Genomic DNA, 17,955 nt, shown 5'->3' on the forward strand with positions numbered 1-17,955 from the left:
CGCTTGAGACAACTATTCCCATGTTCAGTTTCCTGAAAAAATCCGCTACCGACAAGAAAGCCGAAGTTGCGGCTGAAACACCCGCTGCGCCCAGTTGGCGCGAGCGCCTGTTCAAGGGGCTGGCCAAGACCCGTGCCCAGTGGGGCGGCAAGCTCAAAACCATTTTTTCGCGCGGCAAGGTTGACGATGAGCTCCTGGAGGAACTGGAAACCCTGTTGCTGACCAGTGATTGTGGCATTGAGGCTACCCAGCACCTGCTTGATGAGCTGAAAAAAGCTGCCAAGCGCGACAAACTGGATACGCCTGAGGCTATTCAGAAAGCACTGCACGATGCCCTGCTCGAAACCTTGTCGCCGCTTGAAAAACCGCTCGATATTTCGACACACAAGCCTTTCGTGATCATGATTGCCGGCGTGAATGGTGCCGGCAAGACAACGTCAATCGGTAAGCTGGCCAAATATTTCCAGACTCAGGGCAAGACGGTGCTGCTGGCGGCTGGCGACACTTTCCGCGCGGCGGCTCGCGAACAACTGGAAACCTGGGGCGAGCGCAATAACGTGACGGTGATCGCGCAGGACAACGGTGATCCGGCAGCCGTCGTTTTCGACGCCATTTCGGCCGCCAAGGCGCGTGGGATCGACATTGTGCTGGCTGACACGGCAGGTCGCCTGCCGACGCAGCTGCATCTGATGGAAGAAATCGCCAAGGTACGCCGCGTCATTCAGAAAATCGACCCGGAGGGTCCGCACGAAACCCTGCTGGTGCTCGATGCCAACATCGGCCAGAACGCCCTGCAGCAGGTCAAGGCTTTTGACAAGGCGATCAAAGTGACAGGACTGGTGCTGACCAAACTCGACGGAACAGCCAAGGGTGGTGTGGTGACGGCGATTGCCAGACAGTGCCCCAAACCGATCCGTTTCATTGGTGTTGGTGAGCAGATCGACGATCTGCGTCCTTTCTCGGCGCGTGATTTTGTGGATGCAATGTTCGAGCAATGATTGTTGCCAGCAACCTGAGCAAGCGCTATCCGGGCGGATTCGAAGCCGTCAAGGATGTCAGTTTCCAAATCGAAGCCGGACAGATGGTGCTGATCACTGGTCACTCTGGCGCCGGCAAGACGACGCTGGTCAAGCTGATGTCGACCATCGAAAAACCAACTTCCGGCAGCCTGGTCGTCAATGGCCAGAATTTGTCAGCCATGCGGCGCAGCGCCATCCCGCACGTCCGGCGTCACTTCGGACTGGTTTTTCAGAATCAGAAACTGTTGTTCGACCGCAACGCCCTCGACAATGTCCTGTTGCCGCTACAGATCGCCGGTCTGCCGCGTCGCGAGGCGATTCGTCGCGCGCAGGCCGCCCTCGACAAGGTGGGCCTGCTCCTTCGCGAAAAAGCCAATCCGATTGCGTTGTCCGGTGGAGAGCAGCAACGGCTGGCGATCGCCCGGGCCGTGGTCAATCGTCCGACGGTCCTGCTGGCCGATGAGCCCACTGGTAACCTTGATGTCGAATCCGGGGCCGAAATTCTGGAGATTTTTGCTGACTTCCATCGCGTCGGTGTCACTGTGGTGGTTGCCACGCATGACCAGAGCTGGATCGAGCGTTATCACCCGAATGTGTTGCGCCTTGATCATGGGCGCCTGTTATGAGCCAGTGGTTTTCACTTCATCGCGCCGCGCTGGCTTTGGCTTTTCGCCGGCTATGGGCGACGCCGCTCAATACCTTGCTTTCGCTGCTTGTTATCGGTATCGCGCTGACCTTGCCGGCTTTCGGTTATGTGGCGCTCGATAATCTGCGAACGCTCGGCAACAGCGCCTCCGGTGTGCAGCAGATCAGCCTGTTCATGAGCCTCGATGCCGGCAAGAAGGAAATCGGTGAAATCGAAAGCAGGTTGCGCCAGGCAGCGAATGGCAAGTGGCGTTTCGTGCCGAAGGAGGATGCACTGAAGCACATGCAATCGAGCGAAGGCATGGCTGAAATCGTTGCCAGTCTGCCGCGCAATCCACTGCCCGATGCCTTCATTGTCGAGCCGGCCAATACCGAGCCGGAAGCGCTCGAAGTCCTGCGCAAGGAAATATCCGGCTGGCCCAAAGTGGCACATGTCCAGCTGGATTCGGCCTGGGTGAAGCGTTTCGATGCCTTCTTGCGGCTGGGCAAGCTGGCACTCTGGATGCTCGCCGGTTTGTTTGGCGCAGGCTTGGTGGCAGTGACGTTCAACACCATCCGCCTCCAGGTGATGGCGCAGTCGGCAGAAATCGAGGTGGCGCGGATGATTGGTGCGACCGATGGCTTCATTCGCCGGCCGTTCTATTATTTCGGCGCCTTGCAGGGCGCACTTGGCGGCTTGCTGGCAGCGCTGCTGGTGGTCGGTGCCTTGCGCATGCTGGCCGGGCCGGTGGGCGAACTGGCGACCCTCTACGGTGGCAGTTTTGCCTTGCGCTTGCCGGGGCTGAGCGAGATTCTGGGGCTGGCCGGGGTGGGTGCCTTGCTGGGCTGGATAGGAGCCCAGCTTTCCGTCAGTTTGTCGCTGCGTAAATTTGACTGATCGGCGGGAATTTTTGCGCATCGTCGGGGCCGCGGCCCTGACCGGATGCTCACCCGCTGCCAAACATCCCTTGCCGCCTGGCGACTTGCTGGGCATGAATCACGCGCTTGGCCATCGCCTGCGCGATGGCGGTTTTCCGCCGCCTTCCGAAACGAGAAAGACCGGCGTGCTGATCGTTGGTGGCGGCATCTCCGGGCTATCGGCAGCCTGGAAACTGGCCAATGCTGCGGTCGACGACTTTTTGTTGCTGGAAATGGAAAGTGAAGTCGGTGGCAATTCGCGTGCCGGACAATCACAGCTTGTCGCCTATCCGTGGGGCGCGCATTACCTGCCGCTACCGACGCGTGAGGCCGTACATGTCCGCGACTTGCTGGCTGAACTGGGTGTTTTGCAGGGTGATCCGGCGGCGCTCAGGCCAATTTACGACGAACGTTATCTGTGCGCGACGCCGCAGGAGCGGGTGTACCGCAATGGCTTCTGGGAAGAGGGTTTGCTGCCCCATCGCGGCCTGGATACAGCCGAGCGTGCGCAGCAGAAGCGCTTTCAGCAGCAGATGGAAGTGTTCAAGCGGGCGATTGGTCGGGATGGTCGGCGTGCCTTTGCCATTCCCATGGCCTTATCCAGCAGTGACCCGGCGTGGCGCGAGCTCGACAGGATTTCCTTTGCGCAATGGCTGAACGAAAACGGTTTCACGGCGAAGACTGTGCACTGGCTTGCCAACTATGCTTGCCGCGACGACTTCGGTATGGCGCATGATCAGGTATCGGCCTGGGCCGGCTTGCACTATTTTGCCTGTCGTAACGGAGAGGCTGGCAACGCGGCGAACGATGCGGTGCTGACGGCGCCGGAGGGCAATGCCTGGCTGGCACGTGGTTTGGCCCGCAAGGCTGGCGCACGCGTGCTTACCGGGGCTATGGTCTGGCATATTGAAGAAGGAAAGTCGGGTGTTTCGGTCGATGCCTTGGTCGGTGAAAAATCCATCCGCTTCGAGGCGCAGCAATTGATTTGGGCGGCGCCCGCTTTTGTCTTGCCGCGCGTCTGGCCGGGCATTCCAGAGGCATTGAAATTGGCGGCGCTGGCAGGTGATTACGCGCCGTGGCTGGTCGCCAACCTGCATCTTTCGGATTTGCCGGAGGAGCGCTTGGGTGCGCCGGCCGCATGGGATAACGTTTTCTACGACAGCCCCGGTCTTGGTTACGTGAGCGCCACGCATCAACTGATTCGCCGCCGGCTGACCGGTACGGTTTTGACCTACTACCGGGCGCTTCACGATGTGGCGCCAGCCGAGGGGCGACGCCTGCTGCTAGATACCCCGCGCGAAGCGTGGGCGGAAGGTATTCTTTCCGAGTTGGAGCGGGTGCATCCGGATATCCGCAAGCTGACGACCCGCCTCGATGTCTTCCGGCATGGCCATGCCATGCGTCGTCCGGTGCCGGGCAGCCTGTTCCACGGTCAACGGGAAAAAATGGCCAATTTTGAAAACCTGCACATCAGCCTGGCCCATGCCGATTTGTCGGGATTCTCTTTGTTTGAAGAGGCGCAGTATCGTGGTGTCCTGGCGGCCGAGCGGGTAATGCGGCGCTACGACGCCAGATAGTGCAGCAGCAACATCTTGAGGTCTTGCGGGTCAACCGGCTTGACGATGAAGTCATTCATGCCTGCATCGAGGCAACGCTCGCGATCCTCGGCGAAGGCGTTGGCTGTCATGGCAATGATGGGCAGCAGCGTGTACTGCGACTGGGCCCGGATATGACGAGTTGCCTCCAGCCCATCCATTTCAGGCATCTGCATGTCCATCAGAATAAGGTCGAAGGTCTTCGTTTTGAGGATGTCGAGGGCTTGGCGGCCGTTTTCGGCCGTGTCGGCGGTGATGTCGTATTCGCGGAGCAGTTCCAAGGCAATTTCGCGGTTGATCGGTTCGTCTTCAACGACCAGCAGATGGCGTCCGGCCAGACTGTCGTGTACCGCTTGCATTGAAAGGCCGGCAAAGGTTGAGGTCAGCGCATCCATGGCTTCATCACCGGGTTTGAGTCGGGCGCTGAACCAGAAGCGGCTGCCCGCGCCAAGGCGACTGGTTACGCCAACGCGGCCCCCCATCAGTTCGGCGAGGCGGCGAGTAATGGCCAGGCCCAAACCGGTGCCACCGAATTTACGGCTGGTTGAGCTGTCGGCCTGTTCAAAAATACCGAACAGGCGAGGGATGGACTCTTCGGCAATGCCGATGCCGGTATCTTCGACTTCAAAGCGGAGTTGAACGCCGTCGGCGTTTTCAGAGAGGCGACGGGCTCTGATCGTGACGCTGCCCCGTTCCGTGAACTTGATGGCGTTGGCGGTGTAATTGATCAGGCATTGGATGATGCGCGTCGGGTCACCGATCAGCGTGTGTTCAAAGGGGTCGGATTCGGTCAAAAGCTCCAGCCCTTTTTCGTGGGCGCGTTCGCCGAGGACAGAGGTGACGCGTTTGAGAATGCTGTTGATATCGACCTTGGTCTCGTCAAGCTGCAGCTTGCCGGCTTCGATCTTTGAAATATCGAGGATATCGTTGATGACGGCGAGCAGATGCTGCGAAGCATTGTCGATCTTGTCGAGGCGATCGATTTGCACTGGGGTCGGGTTGTCGCGACGCAACAGGTAAACCATGCCGAGAACCGCATTGAGCGGCGTGCGGATTTCGTGGCTCATGTTGGCGAGGAAGGCACTCTTCGAACGACTCGATGCCTCCGCTGCCTGACGGGCAATTTCGAGCTGTGCGGTGCGTTGTTCGACCTGTTTTTCCAGGTTTTGTCGGTGCTCTTCAAGCGCCTTGGCATGGCGCAAGGTCTCGCTGATGTCCGAAAAGGCAACAACGACGCCAGTAACGACGCCATCGTGCCGTTTGGGGGTTATCGTCAGGCGCACCGGAAAGGCTGTCCCGTCCTTGCGCCAGAATACATCTTCCGTCCGGCGCAGTTTGCCATCCTGGGCGGTAAGCCGGATTGGGCATTCAGATTCCGGATACGTGCTTCCATCAGATCGATGGCGATGGAACAAGGTGTGGGAATTTCGGCCCAGCACCTCTTTTTCCTCGAACCCCAGTTGTGCCAGACCGGCTGGATTCATGAAGGAACAGACGCCGTAGAGGTCGGTCCCGAAAATGCCTTCCCCCAGTGTTTCAAATATCATGCGCTGGCGCGCTTCGCTCTCGATCAGCGCACGTTCGGCGCTGGCCAGATCGGCCAGGTCAATATCCAGGCAGAACATCATGGGGCCGCGATCGGCCGTATCCAGAATGGTGTGACTGGAATACACCTCGACAGGTTGTCCATTTTTGTGGCGCAGCGTCATTCGACCCGCCGGAATGCCGGTCTTGTGCTCGAACATCCATTGCACCGCATTGTGCACGCCTTCATGCATCGCCGGCGGGATGATCAGTTCCAGCAATGATTTTCCCAGCGCCTCTTCCTGTGTATAGCCGTAAAGCGTTTGCGAGGCGTGGTTCCAGTAAGCAACGGTGCCATCTACCAGATAGCCCTGAATGGACAGGGCATCGACATTTTCGAAAATGGCACGAAAGCGGGCTTCGGTCGAGGTCAGCTCCGCCATGGTCTGCTTGTTGCGCGCGCGCTCGGCCTTGAGGCGCCGATTGTTCCTGAACAGTATGAAAACGGCGAGCAGGACAGCGCCCAGAATCAGCAGGGTGACGATCGCAACCACCCAAGCATATTGTGCAATGACCTCGGCCAAGCTGACATTGGGGGCAGTGTCGAAAGGCGGGAAGCGCATTTTGCGCAACAAATCCTCGACCGGGCGGTAGTCGGCGGGAATGCTGAAGCCGTAAATGTTGGCGGCCATGGCGACATCACCGTTGTGGGGCAAGGTCAGAATGGCAGCAGCGAGTTGCCGGGCAAAGCGTTCATCCGCCCAGGGCATGGCCGCCAGCGGCCATTCCGGATACAGGCGGGTCGAGTGGATCAGGGGATAGTCGTCTTCCTTGGCGTTGATGATGCGCAGGCGTCGGGCGTCCAGCTTCTTGTCTTTTTCCATCGCTTCGATCAGGCCGGTGCGCACAAAGGCAGCGTCGGCATGGCCGGCCAGCAATTCGACGATTGCCTGATCCTGGGATGGCCCTGTTTCGAGAATCCTGGCATCGTCCGGGAGTTGGATTCCCCGCTGCATCATTTCATAGGCTTGCGCCATGTAGCCACCCAGCTCGGCCTTGCTGCTGACAGCAATGCGCTTGCCGGCGAGGTCGGCAAGGCTCTGAATGTCCTTCTGGTCTGAACGGGCGGCAATGACGCCGCTAATACTGGGCAAGGGTTTGTCTCCCAGTTTTTCGATCAGAGTGGCGAGTGGTGACAGCAAGCCCTCGCGTTGGGCGAGCAAAATGTAGTGAGCGGGTTGGGTCAGGACGAAGTCGACCTGCTTTTCGCGGATGGCGGCTTCCAGGTCCTTCTGGCCAAGAGCGACCAGCTCAAGGCGTCGGCCGAGATTGGCGTTGTTGAGGTAGTCGATCAGCGGTTGCCAGCGTGCGATGGTTTCGGGCTGGGGGCGAAAGGCCAGAATTGCGAATTTGGCTGGTTTTTTACCGTTGACCGCGGGAGTCGCCGCGGGGATGGTACTCGCTTCCATGATTGCGGCTGACGGTTGTTCGTCCGCATTGGCCTGCGACAGGCCAAATGCCAAGCTGAATATCAGGCCAAGTATCGCCATGGCTCGCCAAAGCCAATGATCGACCACCTTATGGAAGCATACGTGCACACCGACCCCATTGGACCTTGCCAGCAATATCCTATGATAGTCGCAATTGGCAATACTCACGAATGGTTATTTCCATATGGCATAGACATTTGCCTTTAAGTCAGTAGAGCATGAAATCGTTGATTTGTTCCTGCCAGGCATGCTCGTCGGCCTTGGCAAACCGATCCAGATCGGCTGCTGCCGAGGCTGAATCGTCCACCCATTCGCGCAACAGTGGCGAACCGTTGATGAGATCGATGGCCAGCCGGTCATGTTCGTATTCGTAGGCAAAATCACGCCACAGCGGATAATCGGGGTAGAGCCGACGAATGGCCTTGAAGGCTAGCGCCTGCAAGCGCCAGGGGCGGAAGGCGGCATGCTCGTAGCTGGCGTCTTCGACATGAATCTGCAGGCCGTTGCAAAGCTTGCCGGCATGCTTGTGAAAAGTTGGCTCGAACCAGCATTCGCGCAGCTTGCAGCCTTGCAGCCAGTGCGGGGCGAAGCGGCGCATTTCAGCAAGAACGGCGCGCGCATCGATATCAGGTGCGCCGAACAGTTCCAGGGGGCGCGTCGTGCCGCGTCCTTCGGACAGCGTAGCGCCTTCGAGCATCACTGTGCCGGCGTAGGCGCGGGCCATCCACAGGTTGGGTGCGTTCGGGCTGGGGTTGATCCAGGTTCGTTCGCCGAGTGGCCAGCCGTAGCCGGGCGCGGTATCCGGCTGCCAGCCTTGCATCGTGACCACTTTGTAATCGACATTGAGCTTCAGGGTGGCGATGAACCATTGGCCAAGTTCGCCCATGGTCAGGCCGTGGCGCATCGGCATGGCGCCGGCGCCGACAAAACTCTCCCAGCCCTCGCGCAGCGTCAGGCCTTCGATCGGCCGGCCGGCCGGGTTGGGGCGGTCGAGCACCCAGACGCTTTTGCCATGCCTGGCCGCGGCTTCGAGCACGTAACGCAGCGTGGTGATGAAGGTGTAGATACGGCACCCAAGGTCTTGCAAATCGACGAGCAAAACGTCGAAGCTGTCCATCATCGCATCAGTCGGCCGCCGTACTTCACCGTAAAGGCTGAAGACCGGAATGCCGAGTTGCGGATCGAGGAAGTCGGGTGACTCGACCATGTTGTCCTGTTTGTCACCGCGCAGACCGTGCTGGGGCCCGAAGGCCGCACTCAGTTTGAGGTCGGGCAGCGCGGCAAGGGCGTCGAGCGAATGGGTCAAGTCGGCGGTCACCGATGCCGGGTGGGCGAGCAGGGCGATGCGCTTGCCGGCCAGCGTTCGGCGCAGGTCCGGGTCGGCAAGCAGGCGGTCAAGGCCAAACTGGATGGGCTGTGTCATGGCATGTTTCGGTGGAAGGTCAGCGCGAAGCTCTGACGGAGATGAAAATCGGGTTGCGGCGCACCGTGTTCAAGTGCCCAGTAGCTTTTGCTGCTGTCGGCAGTTTCGATCACCAAGCTGATGCCTAGTAACAGCGTCTGCTCGTCAGGCAGCAATTCGCGGGCGATGGATGCATCAAGCTGGAAGCCATCGGGTCGTGATTGAAGGGAGATCAGCGGTGCTGCGGCAGGGACAAAGTCGGCATCACGTTCCCGGTAATCGTTGAAACGATAGGCTGCCCACTGGCCCGAGGGGGAAAAATTGAATTCCTGGTATTTTTTCCGGTTGACCGTGGCAATGAAGGCTTCGCAGCAGGTGTGCTGCCAAAGATTGTCAGCGGGGCCGGAAGGCTGCGCGAGGGGAAGTTGGATGTCTTCAGTCCTTCCGCTCACGCGAAATGACAGATCAAGGCCGCCGGCAGCGTTGCCGTGCACCACGATTTCGATGCAGTCGATGGCGCTACAAGGGCTGGCTTGATGACAACTCAGGGTGGCGTGGTGCGCTGGGTTCAAGGTGGCGTCGGGCGGTGAATACGGAAGGCAGGCGGTACTTTAACTGCTTGTTCCGGATGTTGCTGCGGTCAACACCGAAAAATGGCCAAAATCCGCATACGCCCTTGGTCGGACAGGGCATTTGGAGTAACTTACCGCCTTTCAACAAATGCTTTCCGGGAGAGAAAAGTGACCCCGCTGCGCATCAATTTAGACCAAGAAGATATCCCAACCCACTGGTACAACGTGGTTGCTGATCTGGCACATCCGCCGGCCCCGCCACTCGGGCCCGATGGCAACCCGGTGCCGCCGGAAGCAATGGGCGCCATTTTCCCCGGGCCGATTCTTGAGCAGGAAATGTCAGCCGAGCGCTGGATCGCCATCCCCGAGGAAGTCCGTCAGATTTACGCGCTGTGGCGTCCCGCCCCGCTCTGTCGGGCGCTGCGTCTGGAGCAGGCGCTCGGTACGCCCGCCAAGATTTTCTACAAATACGAAGGCGTTTCGCCCGCTGGTTCGCACAAGCCGAACTCTGCCGTGCCGCAGGCCTACTTCAACAAGATTGCAGGCACCAAACGCCTGACCACCGAAACCGGCGCCGGTCAGTGGGGTTCGTCGATTGCCTTCGCCGGTCAGATGTTTGGCCTGCCGGTGCGCGTTTTCATGGTCAAGGTCAGCTATCAGCAGAAGCCATTCCGTCGTTCGATGATGCAGACCTGGGGGGCGGAGGTCTTCGCCAGCCCGAGTGACCTGACCAATGCGGGTCGTGCGGCGCTGGCTGCCGATCCGGATAATCAAGGGTCGCTCGGATTGGCGATTTCAGAAGCGGTTGAAGAGGCCGCCGCCGATCCTGGCACCTGCTATACCTTGGGCTCAGTTCTCAACCACGTGCTGCTGCACCAGAGTGTTATTGGTCTTGAGGCCAAGAAGCAGTTCGATAAAATCGGTCTCTACCCGGATGTGATCTTCGGCCCTTGCGGCGGTGGTTCCAGTTTTGGCGGCATTGCCTTTCCGTTTCTCGCCGACAAGGCGGCAGGTGACAAGCGCGCGACCAAGCTGCGTTGCGTCGCGGTCGAGCCCACCTCTTGCCCGACCCTGACCAAAGGGCATTACGCCTACGATTACGGCGATGTTTCCGGCTACACCCCGATCATGAAAATGTACACGCTCGGCCACGACTTCATGCCGCCGGGCATCCACGCTGGCGGCCTGCGCTACCACGGTGATTCGCCACTGGTCTCGCAGCTGCTCCATGATGGCCTGATCGAGGCGCAGGCCGTGCCGCAGGTTGCCACCTTCGAGGCGGGCGTTCAGTTTGCCCGCGCCGAAGGCATCATTCCTGCGCCCGAGTCATGCCACGCCATTCGCGCTGCCATTGACGAGGCGCTGAAATGCAAGGTGACTGGTGAAGCCAAAACAATCCTCTTCAGCCTGACCGGCCACGGTCACTTTGACATGGCTTCCTACGACAAGTTTTTTGCCGGACAGCTAGAGGATTTTGACTATCCGGAAGAGGCCATTGCCGAATCCCTGAAGCATTTGCCAAAGGTGGGTTGAGCCTGTGAAAATCCTTGTTTTTCTGCTCGTGCTGGGCAATCTTCTGTTCTATGCGTTTGGCGCCGGCTACTTCGGCAGCGCGGAAAATCCGGATTCTGAACGAGTCAATCAACAAGTCGTACCGGAACGTATGAAGATTGTCTCGCGCGGCGAAGCGCCGGTTATCTCCCCCAAGCCCGAGCCAGCGGTTGAAGACCCCAAGCCGGAAGCCGCGCAAGAGCCGGAAGCGCCGATCAAGGAGACAAAGGCGGACACCACGCCGGTCTGCCTTGCCTGGCGCCAGCTTTCGGTGGCCGATGCTGATCGCCTTTCGGTCTTGTTGGCGAAGCGTTTTTCGGGCTTCAAGTTGATTCGCAAGACGCTTGCCGCGGAGGGAAACGGTTGGTGGGTATTCGTTTCCCCTCAGCCCAACAAGGCAGAGGCAGACAAGAAGGCTGCCGAGTTGCGTGAATTCGGTGTCAAGGATTTCTTTGTTATCCAGGATGGCCCAAATCGGTTCGCCATTTCGCTGGGGGTATTCTCTACCGAAAAAGGCAGTCAGGATCGCTTGGCTGAACTGAAAGCCAAGGGGGTTCGCTCGGCGGCGGCCGGACCTCGCCCCGGCAAGGATAGCGTCGTGAACTTGCAGGCCAGAGGCCTGGCGTCCGAAAAGCCGGCGCTACTGGCAGCGGTTGCTGATGCGCTTCCGAAGGTTCAACTGCAGGCTTGCAAGTGAGCGATTTCATCGTCGGGGTGACCGGGGGGATCGGCAGTGGCAAGAGTACGGTGGCGGATGCCTTCGTTGGGTTGGGGGCGGGCCTGGTTGACACCGATGTGATCGCCCGCGAACTGACCATGGCGAACGGCGCGGCAATGCCGGCATTGGTCGCCGAATTTGGCCCGGAAATTGTTGGAAAAGATGGGGCCATGGATCGATCGGCCGTGCGTCAACGGGTATTCGCAGATCCCTCGGCCCGGGAAAGGCTTGAGGCAATCCTGCATCCGCTGATTCGACAGATATCGACAGAGCGTTGTCTGGCCGCGACCGAACCCTATGTTATTTTGGCTGTCCCGCTATTGGTTGAGTCGGGCAATTACAACGAGCGTTGCGACCGGATTGTTGTGGTTGACTGCCCGGAAAGTGTTCAAATCGAGCGTGTCATTGAGCGTAATGGTCTGTCGGTTGACGAGGTAAAGGCCATCATGGCGGCGCAGGCAACGCGTCAACAACGACTTTTTGCTGCAAATGACGTTGTTGTTAATGATGGCCTGAGAACAAAAATTTACGAACAGGTTAATGCCTTGCATTTAAAGTATCTGGCACTGGCTGGTGAAAAACTTAAAGCAAGCTGTTGAGATTTGCCTGCAAATAGCTCAGAATAAACATAATTTTCCGTTTCTTCGGACCCTCGCCGCGTGATTACTTACGAATACCCGTTCAATGAGCGCATCCGCACACTGCTGCGTCTCGAGGACCTGTTCGAAAAATCCGCCTACTTTGCGCAGGATGACGGTGCGCTTGAGCACCATACGGCACTCGTTTCCCTGTTTGAAATTCTTGAAGTGGCCGGTCGCGCCGACCTCAAGATGGATCTGATTCAGGAACTGGAAAGACAGCGTCAAACCCTGCTGGCCTTTCGCAATAATCCCGAAATTTCCGAAGAAGCGCTTTCTGGTGCGCTTTATGAAATCGAGCAGTCATCTGCCGCATTGCTTGGCATGACCGGCAAGATTGGCCAGTACCTGCGCGAAAACGACTGGTTGATGGGTATCAAGAGCCGGGCGGCAATTCCAGGTGGCGTCTGCGAATTTGATCTGCCGTCCTACCACTGGTGGTTGCATCGCCCGAGTGAAGTTCGGCGCAGCGCGCTGGAGGGGTGGACCAAGCCGATGTTGCCCTTGCGTGATGCGGCAACGATTGTCCTGCGCCTGCTGCGATCCAGTGGTCGCCCCAAAAACTACGCTGCTACCAACGGACAGTTTCAGCTCAATCTGAGTGGTTCGGCGGCGCAAATGGTTCGTGTCACCTTGAGTGCCGAGGAACAGGCCATCCCCGAAGTCAGCGCCAACAAGTATTTCCTGAATATTCGTTTCACCAAGCCGCCGGCCGGTGAAATCAAGGCGCGTAGCTGCGAGCGCGACGTCGCGTTCGATCTGACCTTCTGTAATCTTTAGGCCGGTTAGGCCCCAAGTCGAGCTGCGCTTTTCGCGTTTAGCCGCCTCCCCCTTTTCTTTCTGCTTCCTGCTGATTTTGGCTTGCCTCCGGTGCTTTAAGCGTGCTGCTTGCTTGGTCGTCTATACGTCAATCGCTCATTGTTTTTGCCATGTAATTGCAGTAGTCTGAGATTGCATTTGTCATTGGCGTGAGGCGGCCGTCAACATGCTCTCCACTATTGATCTTTTGCCGGGTTTTATCTTGCATTTCCGTTTCGGAAAAGGAAACTCATCATGTTCCGTCGATCATTTTCTCTAGGATTTTTTTTGCTGCTCGGTGTTCTGCATTGCCAAGCAGTGTTGGCACTTGGAGCAAAAGATGCCTGTTCCTGGAAAGCCAGTTTTATTGCCACGGGATCGATGTCTGCTCCGCGGGCGGGCCATGCTGCCACGGTTTTGCTTGACCGGCGGGTCTTGATCAGCGGGGGAAGTACGCCTGTCAATGCGGTCAATGTGGGAGAAATTTTCAGTCCGGCGACCGGGCTTTTTGTGCCGACGCAAAATTTGATCTCGCCGCGCTATTTCCATACTGCAACCTTGCTTGACTCCGGGAAAGTCCTGGTTGCGGGTGGCAGTATCGGCGGTGGAAGCGCGGGGGCGCTGGCCAGTGCCGAGATCTTTGATCCAGCGAGTAATGGTTTTGCCGCAACCGGTTCATTACTCAAGGCGCGTGTCGACCACAGCGCGACGCTGTTGGGCGATGGCAAGGTGCTTCTGGTTGGAGGCAGTGGGGTGGCTGGCGGCTCGTCGACAGGGCCGGTTGCCGAGCTGGAATTATTTGATCCGGCATCTGGAACGTTTAGTGTGGTTGGCAATCTGGCCACGCCCCGTTCTCACCATACCGCGACCCGTCTGACGGGAAGTCCGGCAGGTATTGACGAAGTCCTGATTGTCGGTGGCAACGGCCCGTTCAGCGCGACTGAAAATGTTGAAATCCTTTCCTACAACAGGGCGACACGAACGGTAAGTACACGTGCCGCGCCTTCACTGGCATCCGCTCGTCAGGATCATGCGGCGACCTTGCTGGCGGATGGCAGCGTTCTTGTGACCGGCGGGGCCGATCGTAACTATCAGCCTGTGGCGGCAGTTGAGCGCTGGAACAGAACGGTGGTTGCACCAGCCGGCGTGCTGAGTCATCCCCGCATGAATCACTTCGCAACCTTGCTGCCCACCGGGCAGGTGCTGGTGGCTGGCGGACTGGATACTCAGGCAGTCGCGCCCACCGAGCTTTACACCCCAGGGGCCGGCTTCAAGGACGCGGGCAATATGGTAACGCCGCGCTTCTACGCTGTAGCAGCCCCTTTGCCGAACGGACAGGTCTTGTACGCCGGCGGCTTTGATGCCTCGTTTCTGAATCAAGTGGCAGGTGCCGAGATTTACGATCCGTTCTGGGCCGGCGTCGGCCCGATGAACGAGGGACGCTCCAGTCATTCGAGTACCTTGCTGGTCGATGGTAGGGTCTTGCTTGCCGGTGGCGGTGATGGCATGGGCGCCGCAAGAGGCAGTGCGGAGTTGTTCGATCCGGCGACGATGAGTTTTACTCGGGTCGCCATGCAGGGCGCTCGCGAGAAACATTCGGCAACACTACTGACGAGTGGCGATGTGTTGTTGACCGGCGGGCAAAATGGCACAGGTCATTTCTTATCTGCATCCGAAATATTCAATCCGGCGGCCAATAATTTCAGTGGTACTGCCGCCCTCTCTGTACCACGCCTTGATCATACGGCTACCTTGCTGTCTGACGGGCGGGTACTAGTGACGGGTGGCTTTTCGCCCACGCCCCAGCGGACGACGGAGTTTTTCAGCTGGAATGCTGTTAGCAGACAAGGGACGTTCGCCGCAGGTCCGGACATGACGCGGGACCGGCGCGGTCACGCTGCGGTTCGCGTGAGCAATGGGCGGGTTCTGGTATCGGGTGGCTGGAGCGATCTGGTGAGCGGAATTACCTATGCGGTGGAAGAGTTTGATCCCGTCGCCAACGCATTTTCGGCTTTTCCGAATTCGTCGTGGATGGTGACCAATCGTAAGGATCACCGCATGGCAGCAGTCGCCGGTCAGGCGTCGGCGCTGCTAGTTGGTGGGCTGACTTCCGGGATTACCCCGACGAAGTCCTTCGAAACGGTGCCAGCCGGCAGCCAGGGGCAAACCCAGCAAGCTCGTTTTCATCATGCCATGACCGAGATTGGGCGGGGCGCCAGTGCTTTTTGGGTGATTGGCGGACAAGATACGTATTCCGGGAATCCTCTGGCCACGGTCGAGAGTCTTGACCCGACCAATCTGGGAATGACGAACGTGGTTCCTGAGTTGGGGACTGGTCGGGCCAACCATACGGCAACGCTTCTTGCCGATGGGAGAGTACTGGTCGCAGGTGGAACGCGAACCATGGATGGCACGACGCCTACTGCTGAAATTTCGAAATCGACGGTCTGTCGGCTGATTGCTGTACATCCCAGGCCGGGGCATTTTTCATTCGAGAAGGTGTACCTTCGTATCGAATCCAAGGCCGTCGCGCTTAGGGCGCTGGTTGGCAATGCCGGGCGGGTCAATAACCCGGCATCGACCATTCGTTACGATGTTGTTGCGCGGGATGGCTCCGATCTGCGCGTCGCCGCTGGTGAAATGCGGGTGCCGAAACTTGGCCCGGGTGAGAAGGTTCGTCTGAGCTCACGTTTTGATATACCTGCCCGTTTGCCCAAGGGGGCGTATGGCATTCAGGCCTGTCTGCCGCCGCAATCCGGTGTGGCCGGCCAGTGTTTTGATACCACAGGCCGCATTGAGGTCGTCGGGCTAAAAAGTGTTTCAGTGATGCAGTTCCCGTTTCTCGGTGAATCCGGGAAGTAATTTTCGCTAGCAGCATGCTTGGAGACTGCGGCGTCCGCATTTCAGGGCGTCGCAGTCTTCAGCCCGTCTGAGTTATCGGGGATAATTCCATTTTTAGCCTGATTGTCTTTTCGGTAACGGTACACCATGACTTCTCAACGCAAAGTTCGTTGCCCACAATGTGGTAAGGATGCCCTTTGGGCGCCCGAAAATCCGTATCGCCCATTTTGTTCCGAGCGCTGCAAGCAGATTGATCTGGGGTGCTGGGCTAGCGATTCTTATCGCATCGGTGGCGCAGTGAGCGACGAAGAGGCCGGTATGCCGGGTATCGATTTTCCGGATCAGCCCGAACGTTGAAGTTGGCCGTCCGGTGATCTTCTACGGTCAACCGGAAATTTTGCCCAAAATCGAAATATTCTGGCGGCGAGGTTTACCAGCCGCGCATCAGCGCGATGCCGTGGGCACCGTGATTTTCCGCTTCGCGCAGCATGTCCGGCAGCATGCCACCCAGGGCAAAAACTGGCAGCGTGTTGCCGATAAGTTGCTTTTCAACTTCTGCCCAGCCAAGTCCTTTGGCTTCGGGGTGGGTTGGCGTTGGCAAAACGGGGCCCAGCAATGCGTAGTCGAAGTCGAGATGGCCCGCGCGGGTGATTTCGTCGGCGCTGTGGCAGGAGGCGCCTACCCAAGCGAAGTCAGGGCGCTGCGCGCAGTTGGCGAGGCGGACTGACGAAAAATGGATGCCATTGGCGCCGACCTGACGGGCGATTTCTTCATCGTCATTAATGACAACCAGCGCATCGTAACGATGTGCCATTTGACAGACCATTTTTGCAAACGAATGGCGTTCGGCTGCTGACAAGCCTTTGTCGCGTACCTGGATTAGTCGCAGGCCGCCTTTCAGGGCGTTTTCCAGTCGTTTCAGCTGGCGTTCGACGCCTTCGATTGCGGCCATCGTGATGGCCATCGTTGTCGGCAGCGACAGCGCTTTCAGGATGGGATCGTTGGCCGGCAGGATGGGGGCGACGGTGGCAGCCTTGCCCGTTATTTGCCAGTCAACCGCTGAGTGCTCCAGTGGCGCGGTAATCCCGATTTCGCCTTGCCAGGCCGTGACCCGCCAGAAGTTAAGGCGTACGGTGGCGTGCGGGTAGGTGAATTGGCGGGTTAGCCACGGCGAACATTCGGTCACAGTGATGCCTAGCTCCTCCTGCAATTCGCGAATCAGCGCCTGACGAACGGTCTCGCCGGGCTCGACCTTGCCACCGGGGAACTCCCAGTAACCAGCGTAAACCTTGCCCTCCGGCCGCTGGGCCAGCAGGAACTCGCGGCCGTTGGCGCGCAGCATGACGGCAGCAGCCACTTCGACGATCTTGGTCACTTGTTTTTCTTTCGCTTTGGCTTCTGACGACCGGCCAGATCCTTGGCGAATTGCCAGGCTACACGGCCGGAGCGTGAGCCGCGGCTAAGTGCCCAGTTCAGTGCTTCACGTTCGCACGCAGCGATGACTTCTTCGGTAACACCCAGTTGGCGTGCCCAGTGATTGGCGATGGCCAGATAGTCGTCCTGGCTGAAAGGGTAGAAAGAAATCCAGAGACCGAAACGTTCGGATAGCGAGATCTTCTCTTCAGTCGTCTCGCCGGGATGAATTTCGTCGTTAACGCGATGCGTTTCGAGATTTTCCGAAAAGTATTCCGGCATCAGGTGGCGGCGATTCGAAGTCGCGTAAATCAGCACGTTGTCGGGCGGTGCGGCGATGGAGCCGTCGAGAACCGATTTGAGTGCTTTGTAGGCAGTCTCGCCGGCTTCGAAGGATAGGTCGTCACAAAAAATGATGAATTTCTCCGGTCGACCGTTAATCAGATCCACGATGTCCGGCAGGTCGATCAGATCTTCCTTGTCTACCTCGATCAGGCGTAGACCCTTACTCGAAAAATGGTTGAGCACCGCCTTGACCAGAGAGGATTTCCCCGAGCCGCGGGAGCCGGTCAGCAGTACGTTGTTGGCCGTCTGGCCGGCAACAAATTGGCGGGTATTGGCGGTAATGCGTTCTTTCTGGTTGTCAATGTTCTCCAAATCGCTCAGGCGAATCGGGTGCGGCTGACGAACCGCCTGTAACCAGCCACGCCCATTACTCTTTCGCCAGCGAAAAGCGACAGCGGCACCCCAGTCCGGTAGCTCCGGTGTAGGGGGCAGTACCGCCTCAAGGCGAGCAAGGACGGCCTCGGCACGGACAAGCAGGTGTTCCAACGACGTTGGTTTGGGCATGGT

The 17,955-nt window shown here is 58.5% G+C and carries 15 protein-coding genes; 10 read left to right on the forward strand and 5 right to left on the reverse strand.

The features are described from left to right. The first annotated feature begins 20 nt into the window (after positions 1-20). From ftsY to IPJ12_13025, 4 genes are read left to right on the forward strand one after another with little or no spacing between them, the layout of a single operon-like run. Positions 21-998, forward strand: coding sequence for a signal recognition particle-docking protein FtsY (gene ftsY / locus IPJ12_13010; GenBank protein MBK7648043.1), 978 nt, complete (start codon positions 21-23; stop codon positions 996-998). Further along, positions 995-1,645: an ATP-binding cassette domain-containing protein gene (locus IPJ12_13015; GenBank protein MBK7648044.1), complete on the forward strand. Its 651-nt coding sequence runs from the start codon at positions 995-997 to the stop codon at positions 1,643-1,645. The genes ftsY and IPJ12_13015 overlap by 4 nt, the downstream gene beginning before the upstream one ends. Then, entirely contained in the window at positions 1,642-2,541 is a 900-nt protein-coding gene (locus IPJ12_13020; GenBank protein ID MBK7648045.1) for an ABC transporter permease, read from the forward strand. The genes IPJ12_13015 and IPJ12_13020 overlap by 4 nt, the downstream gene beginning before the upstream one ends. Continuing rightward, on the forward strand, positions 2,534-4,138 hold the full coding sequence (locus IPJ12_13025; GenBank protein MBK7648046.1) for an FAD-dependent oxidoreductase: 1,605 nt from the start codon (positions 2,534-2,536) through the stop codon (positions 4,136-4,138). The genes IPJ12_13020 and IPJ12_13025 overlap by 8 nt, the downstream gene beginning before the upstream one ends. On the opposite strand, the gene IPJ12_13030 is transcribed toward IPJ12_13025, so the two are convergent. The 3 genes from IPJ12_13030 to IPJ12_13040 all read right to left on the reverse strand — a co-directional run bounded on the left by IPJ12_13030 (position 4,123) and on the right by IPJ12_13040 (position 9,144). Continuing rightward, entirely contained in the window at positions 4,123-7,230 is a 3,108-nt protein-coding gene (locus IPJ12_13030) for a PhnD/SsuA/transferrin family substrate-binding protein (GenBank protein ID MBK7648047.1), read from the reverse strand. The two genes, IPJ12_13025 and IPJ12_13030, sit on opposite strands and share 16 nt — an antisense overlap. Positions 7,231-7,378: 148 nt before the next feature. After that, positions 7,379-8,593, reverse strand: coding sequence for a DUF1343 domain-containing protein (locus IPJ12_13035; protein MBK7648048.1), 1,215 nt, complete (start codon positions 8,591-8,593; stop codon positions 7,379-7,381). Further along, the gene (locus tag IPJ12_13040) at positions 8,590-9,144 is read right to left on the reverse strand and encodes a DOMON-like domain-containing protein (GenBank protein ID MBK7648049.1); all 555 of its coding nucleotides are present in this window, start codon (positions 9,142-9,144) and stop codon (positions 8,590-8,592) included. The genes IPJ12_13035 and IPJ12_13040 overlap by 4 nt, the downstream gene beginning before the upstream one ends. Positions 9,145-9,312: 168 nt before the next feature. On the opposite strand from IPJ12_13040, the gene IPJ12_13045 reads away from it, so the two are divergent. The 6 genes from IPJ12_13045 to IPJ12_13070 all read left to right on the forward strand — a co-directional run bounded on the left by IPJ12_13045 (position 9,313) and on the right by IPJ12_13070 (position 16,047). Continuing rightward, the gene (locus tag IPJ12_13045; GenBank protein MBK7648050.1) at positions 9,313-10,677 is read left to right on the forward strand and encodes a TrpB-like pyridoxal phosphate-dependent enzyme; all 1,365 of its coding nucleotides are present in this window, start codon (positions 9,313-9,315) and stop codon (positions 10,675-10,677) included. Positions 10,678-10,681: 4 nt separating this feature from the next. Continuing rightward, on the forward strand, positions 10,682-11,392 hold the full coding sequence (locus IPJ12_13050) for an SPOR domain-containing protein (GenBank protein MBK7648051.1): 711 nt from the start codon (positions 10,682-10,684) through the stop codon (positions 11,390-11,392). Beyond that, the gene (locus tag IPJ12_13055; GenBank protein MBK7648052.1) at positions 11,389-12,012 is read left to right on the forward strand and encodes a dephospho-CoA kinase; all 624 of its coding nucleotides are present in this window, start codon (positions 11,389-11,391) and stop codon (positions 12,010-12,012) included. The genes IPJ12_13050 and IPJ12_13055 overlap by 4 nt, the downstream gene beginning before the upstream one ends. A gap of 60 nt (positions 12,013-12,072) precedes the next feature. After that, a complete protein-coding gene (gene zapD / locus IPJ12_13060; protein MBK7648053.1) occupies positions 12,073-12,831 on the forward strand; it encodes a cell division protein ZapD in 759 nt (252 codons plus the stop codon). Between the two features lie 273 nt (positions 12,832-13,104). Further along, entirely contained in the window at positions 13,105-15,711 is a 2,607-nt protein-coding gene (locus tag IPJ12_13065; GenBank protein ID MBK7648054.1) for a hypothetical protein, read from the forward strand. Between the two features lie 126 nt (positions 15,712-15,837). Next, the gene (locus IPJ12_13070) at positions 15,838-16,047 is read left to right on the forward strand and encodes a DNA gyrase inhibitor YacG (GenBank protein MBK7648055.1); all 210 of its coding nucleotides are present in this window, start codon (positions 15,838-15,840) and stop codon (positions 16,045-16,047) included. Positions 16,048-16,120: 73 nt separating this feature from the next. Here the strand turns inward: IPJ12_13070 and IPJ12_13075 are convergent, their stop codons facing one another. Continuing rightward, complete coding sequence (locus tag IPJ12_13075) at positions 16,121-17,065, reverse strand: Nudix family hydrolase (GenBank protein MBK7648056.1); 945 nt, start codon at positions 17,063-17,065, stop codon at positions 16,121-16,123. Next, positions 17,062-17,952: an ATP-binding protein gene (locus tag IPJ12_13080; protein ID MBK7648057.1), complete on the reverse strand. Its 891-nt coding sequence runs from the start codon at positions 17,950-17,952 to the stop codon at positions 17,062-17,064. Before IPJ12_13080 ends, IPJ12_13075 begins: the two co-directional genes overlap by 4 nt. Positions 17,953-17,955: the final 3 nt, after the last annotated feature.

The organism is Betaproteobacteria bacterium, assembly GCA_016709965.1.
Taxonomy (GTDB): domain Bacteria; phylum Pseudomonadota; class Gammaproteobacteria; order Burkholderiales; family Rhodocyclaceae; genus Azonexus; species Azonexus amarohabitans.

Bases quoted from the DNA above. Each gene is read 5' to 3' on its own strand.
- ftsY (MBK7648043.1), top strand. From the start codon at position 21: ATGTTCAGTTTCCTGAAAAAATCCGCTACCGACAAGAAAGCCGAAGTT.
- IPJ12_13015 (MBK7648044.1), top strand. From the start codon at position 995: ATGATTGTTGCCAGCAACCTGAGCAAGCGCTATCCGGGCGGATTCGAA.
- IPJ12_13020 (MBK7648045.1), top strand. From the start codon at position 1,642: ATGAGCCAGTGGTTTTCACTTCATCGCGCCGCGCTGGCTTTGGCTTTT.
- IPJ12_13030 (MBK7648047.1), bottom strand. From the start codon at position 7,230: ATGGCGATACTTGGCCTGATATTCAGCTTGGCATTTGGCCTGTCGCAG.
- IPJ12_13035 (MBK7648048.1), bottom strand. From the start codon at position 8,593: ATGACACAGCCCATCCAGTTTGGCCTTGACCGCCTGCTTGCCGACCCG.
- IPJ12_13065 (MBK7648054.1), top strand. From the start codon at position 13,105: ATGTTCCGTCGATCATTTTCTCTAGGATTTTTTTTGCTGCTCGGTGTT.
- IPJ12_13070 (MBK7648055.1), top strand. From the start codon at position 15,838: ATGACTTCTCAACGCAAAGTTCGTTGCCCACAATGTGGTAAGGATGCC.
- IPJ12_13080 (MBK7648057.1), bottom strand. From the start codon at position 17,952: ATGCCCAAACCAACGTCGTTGGAACACCTGCTTGTCCGTGCCGAGGCC.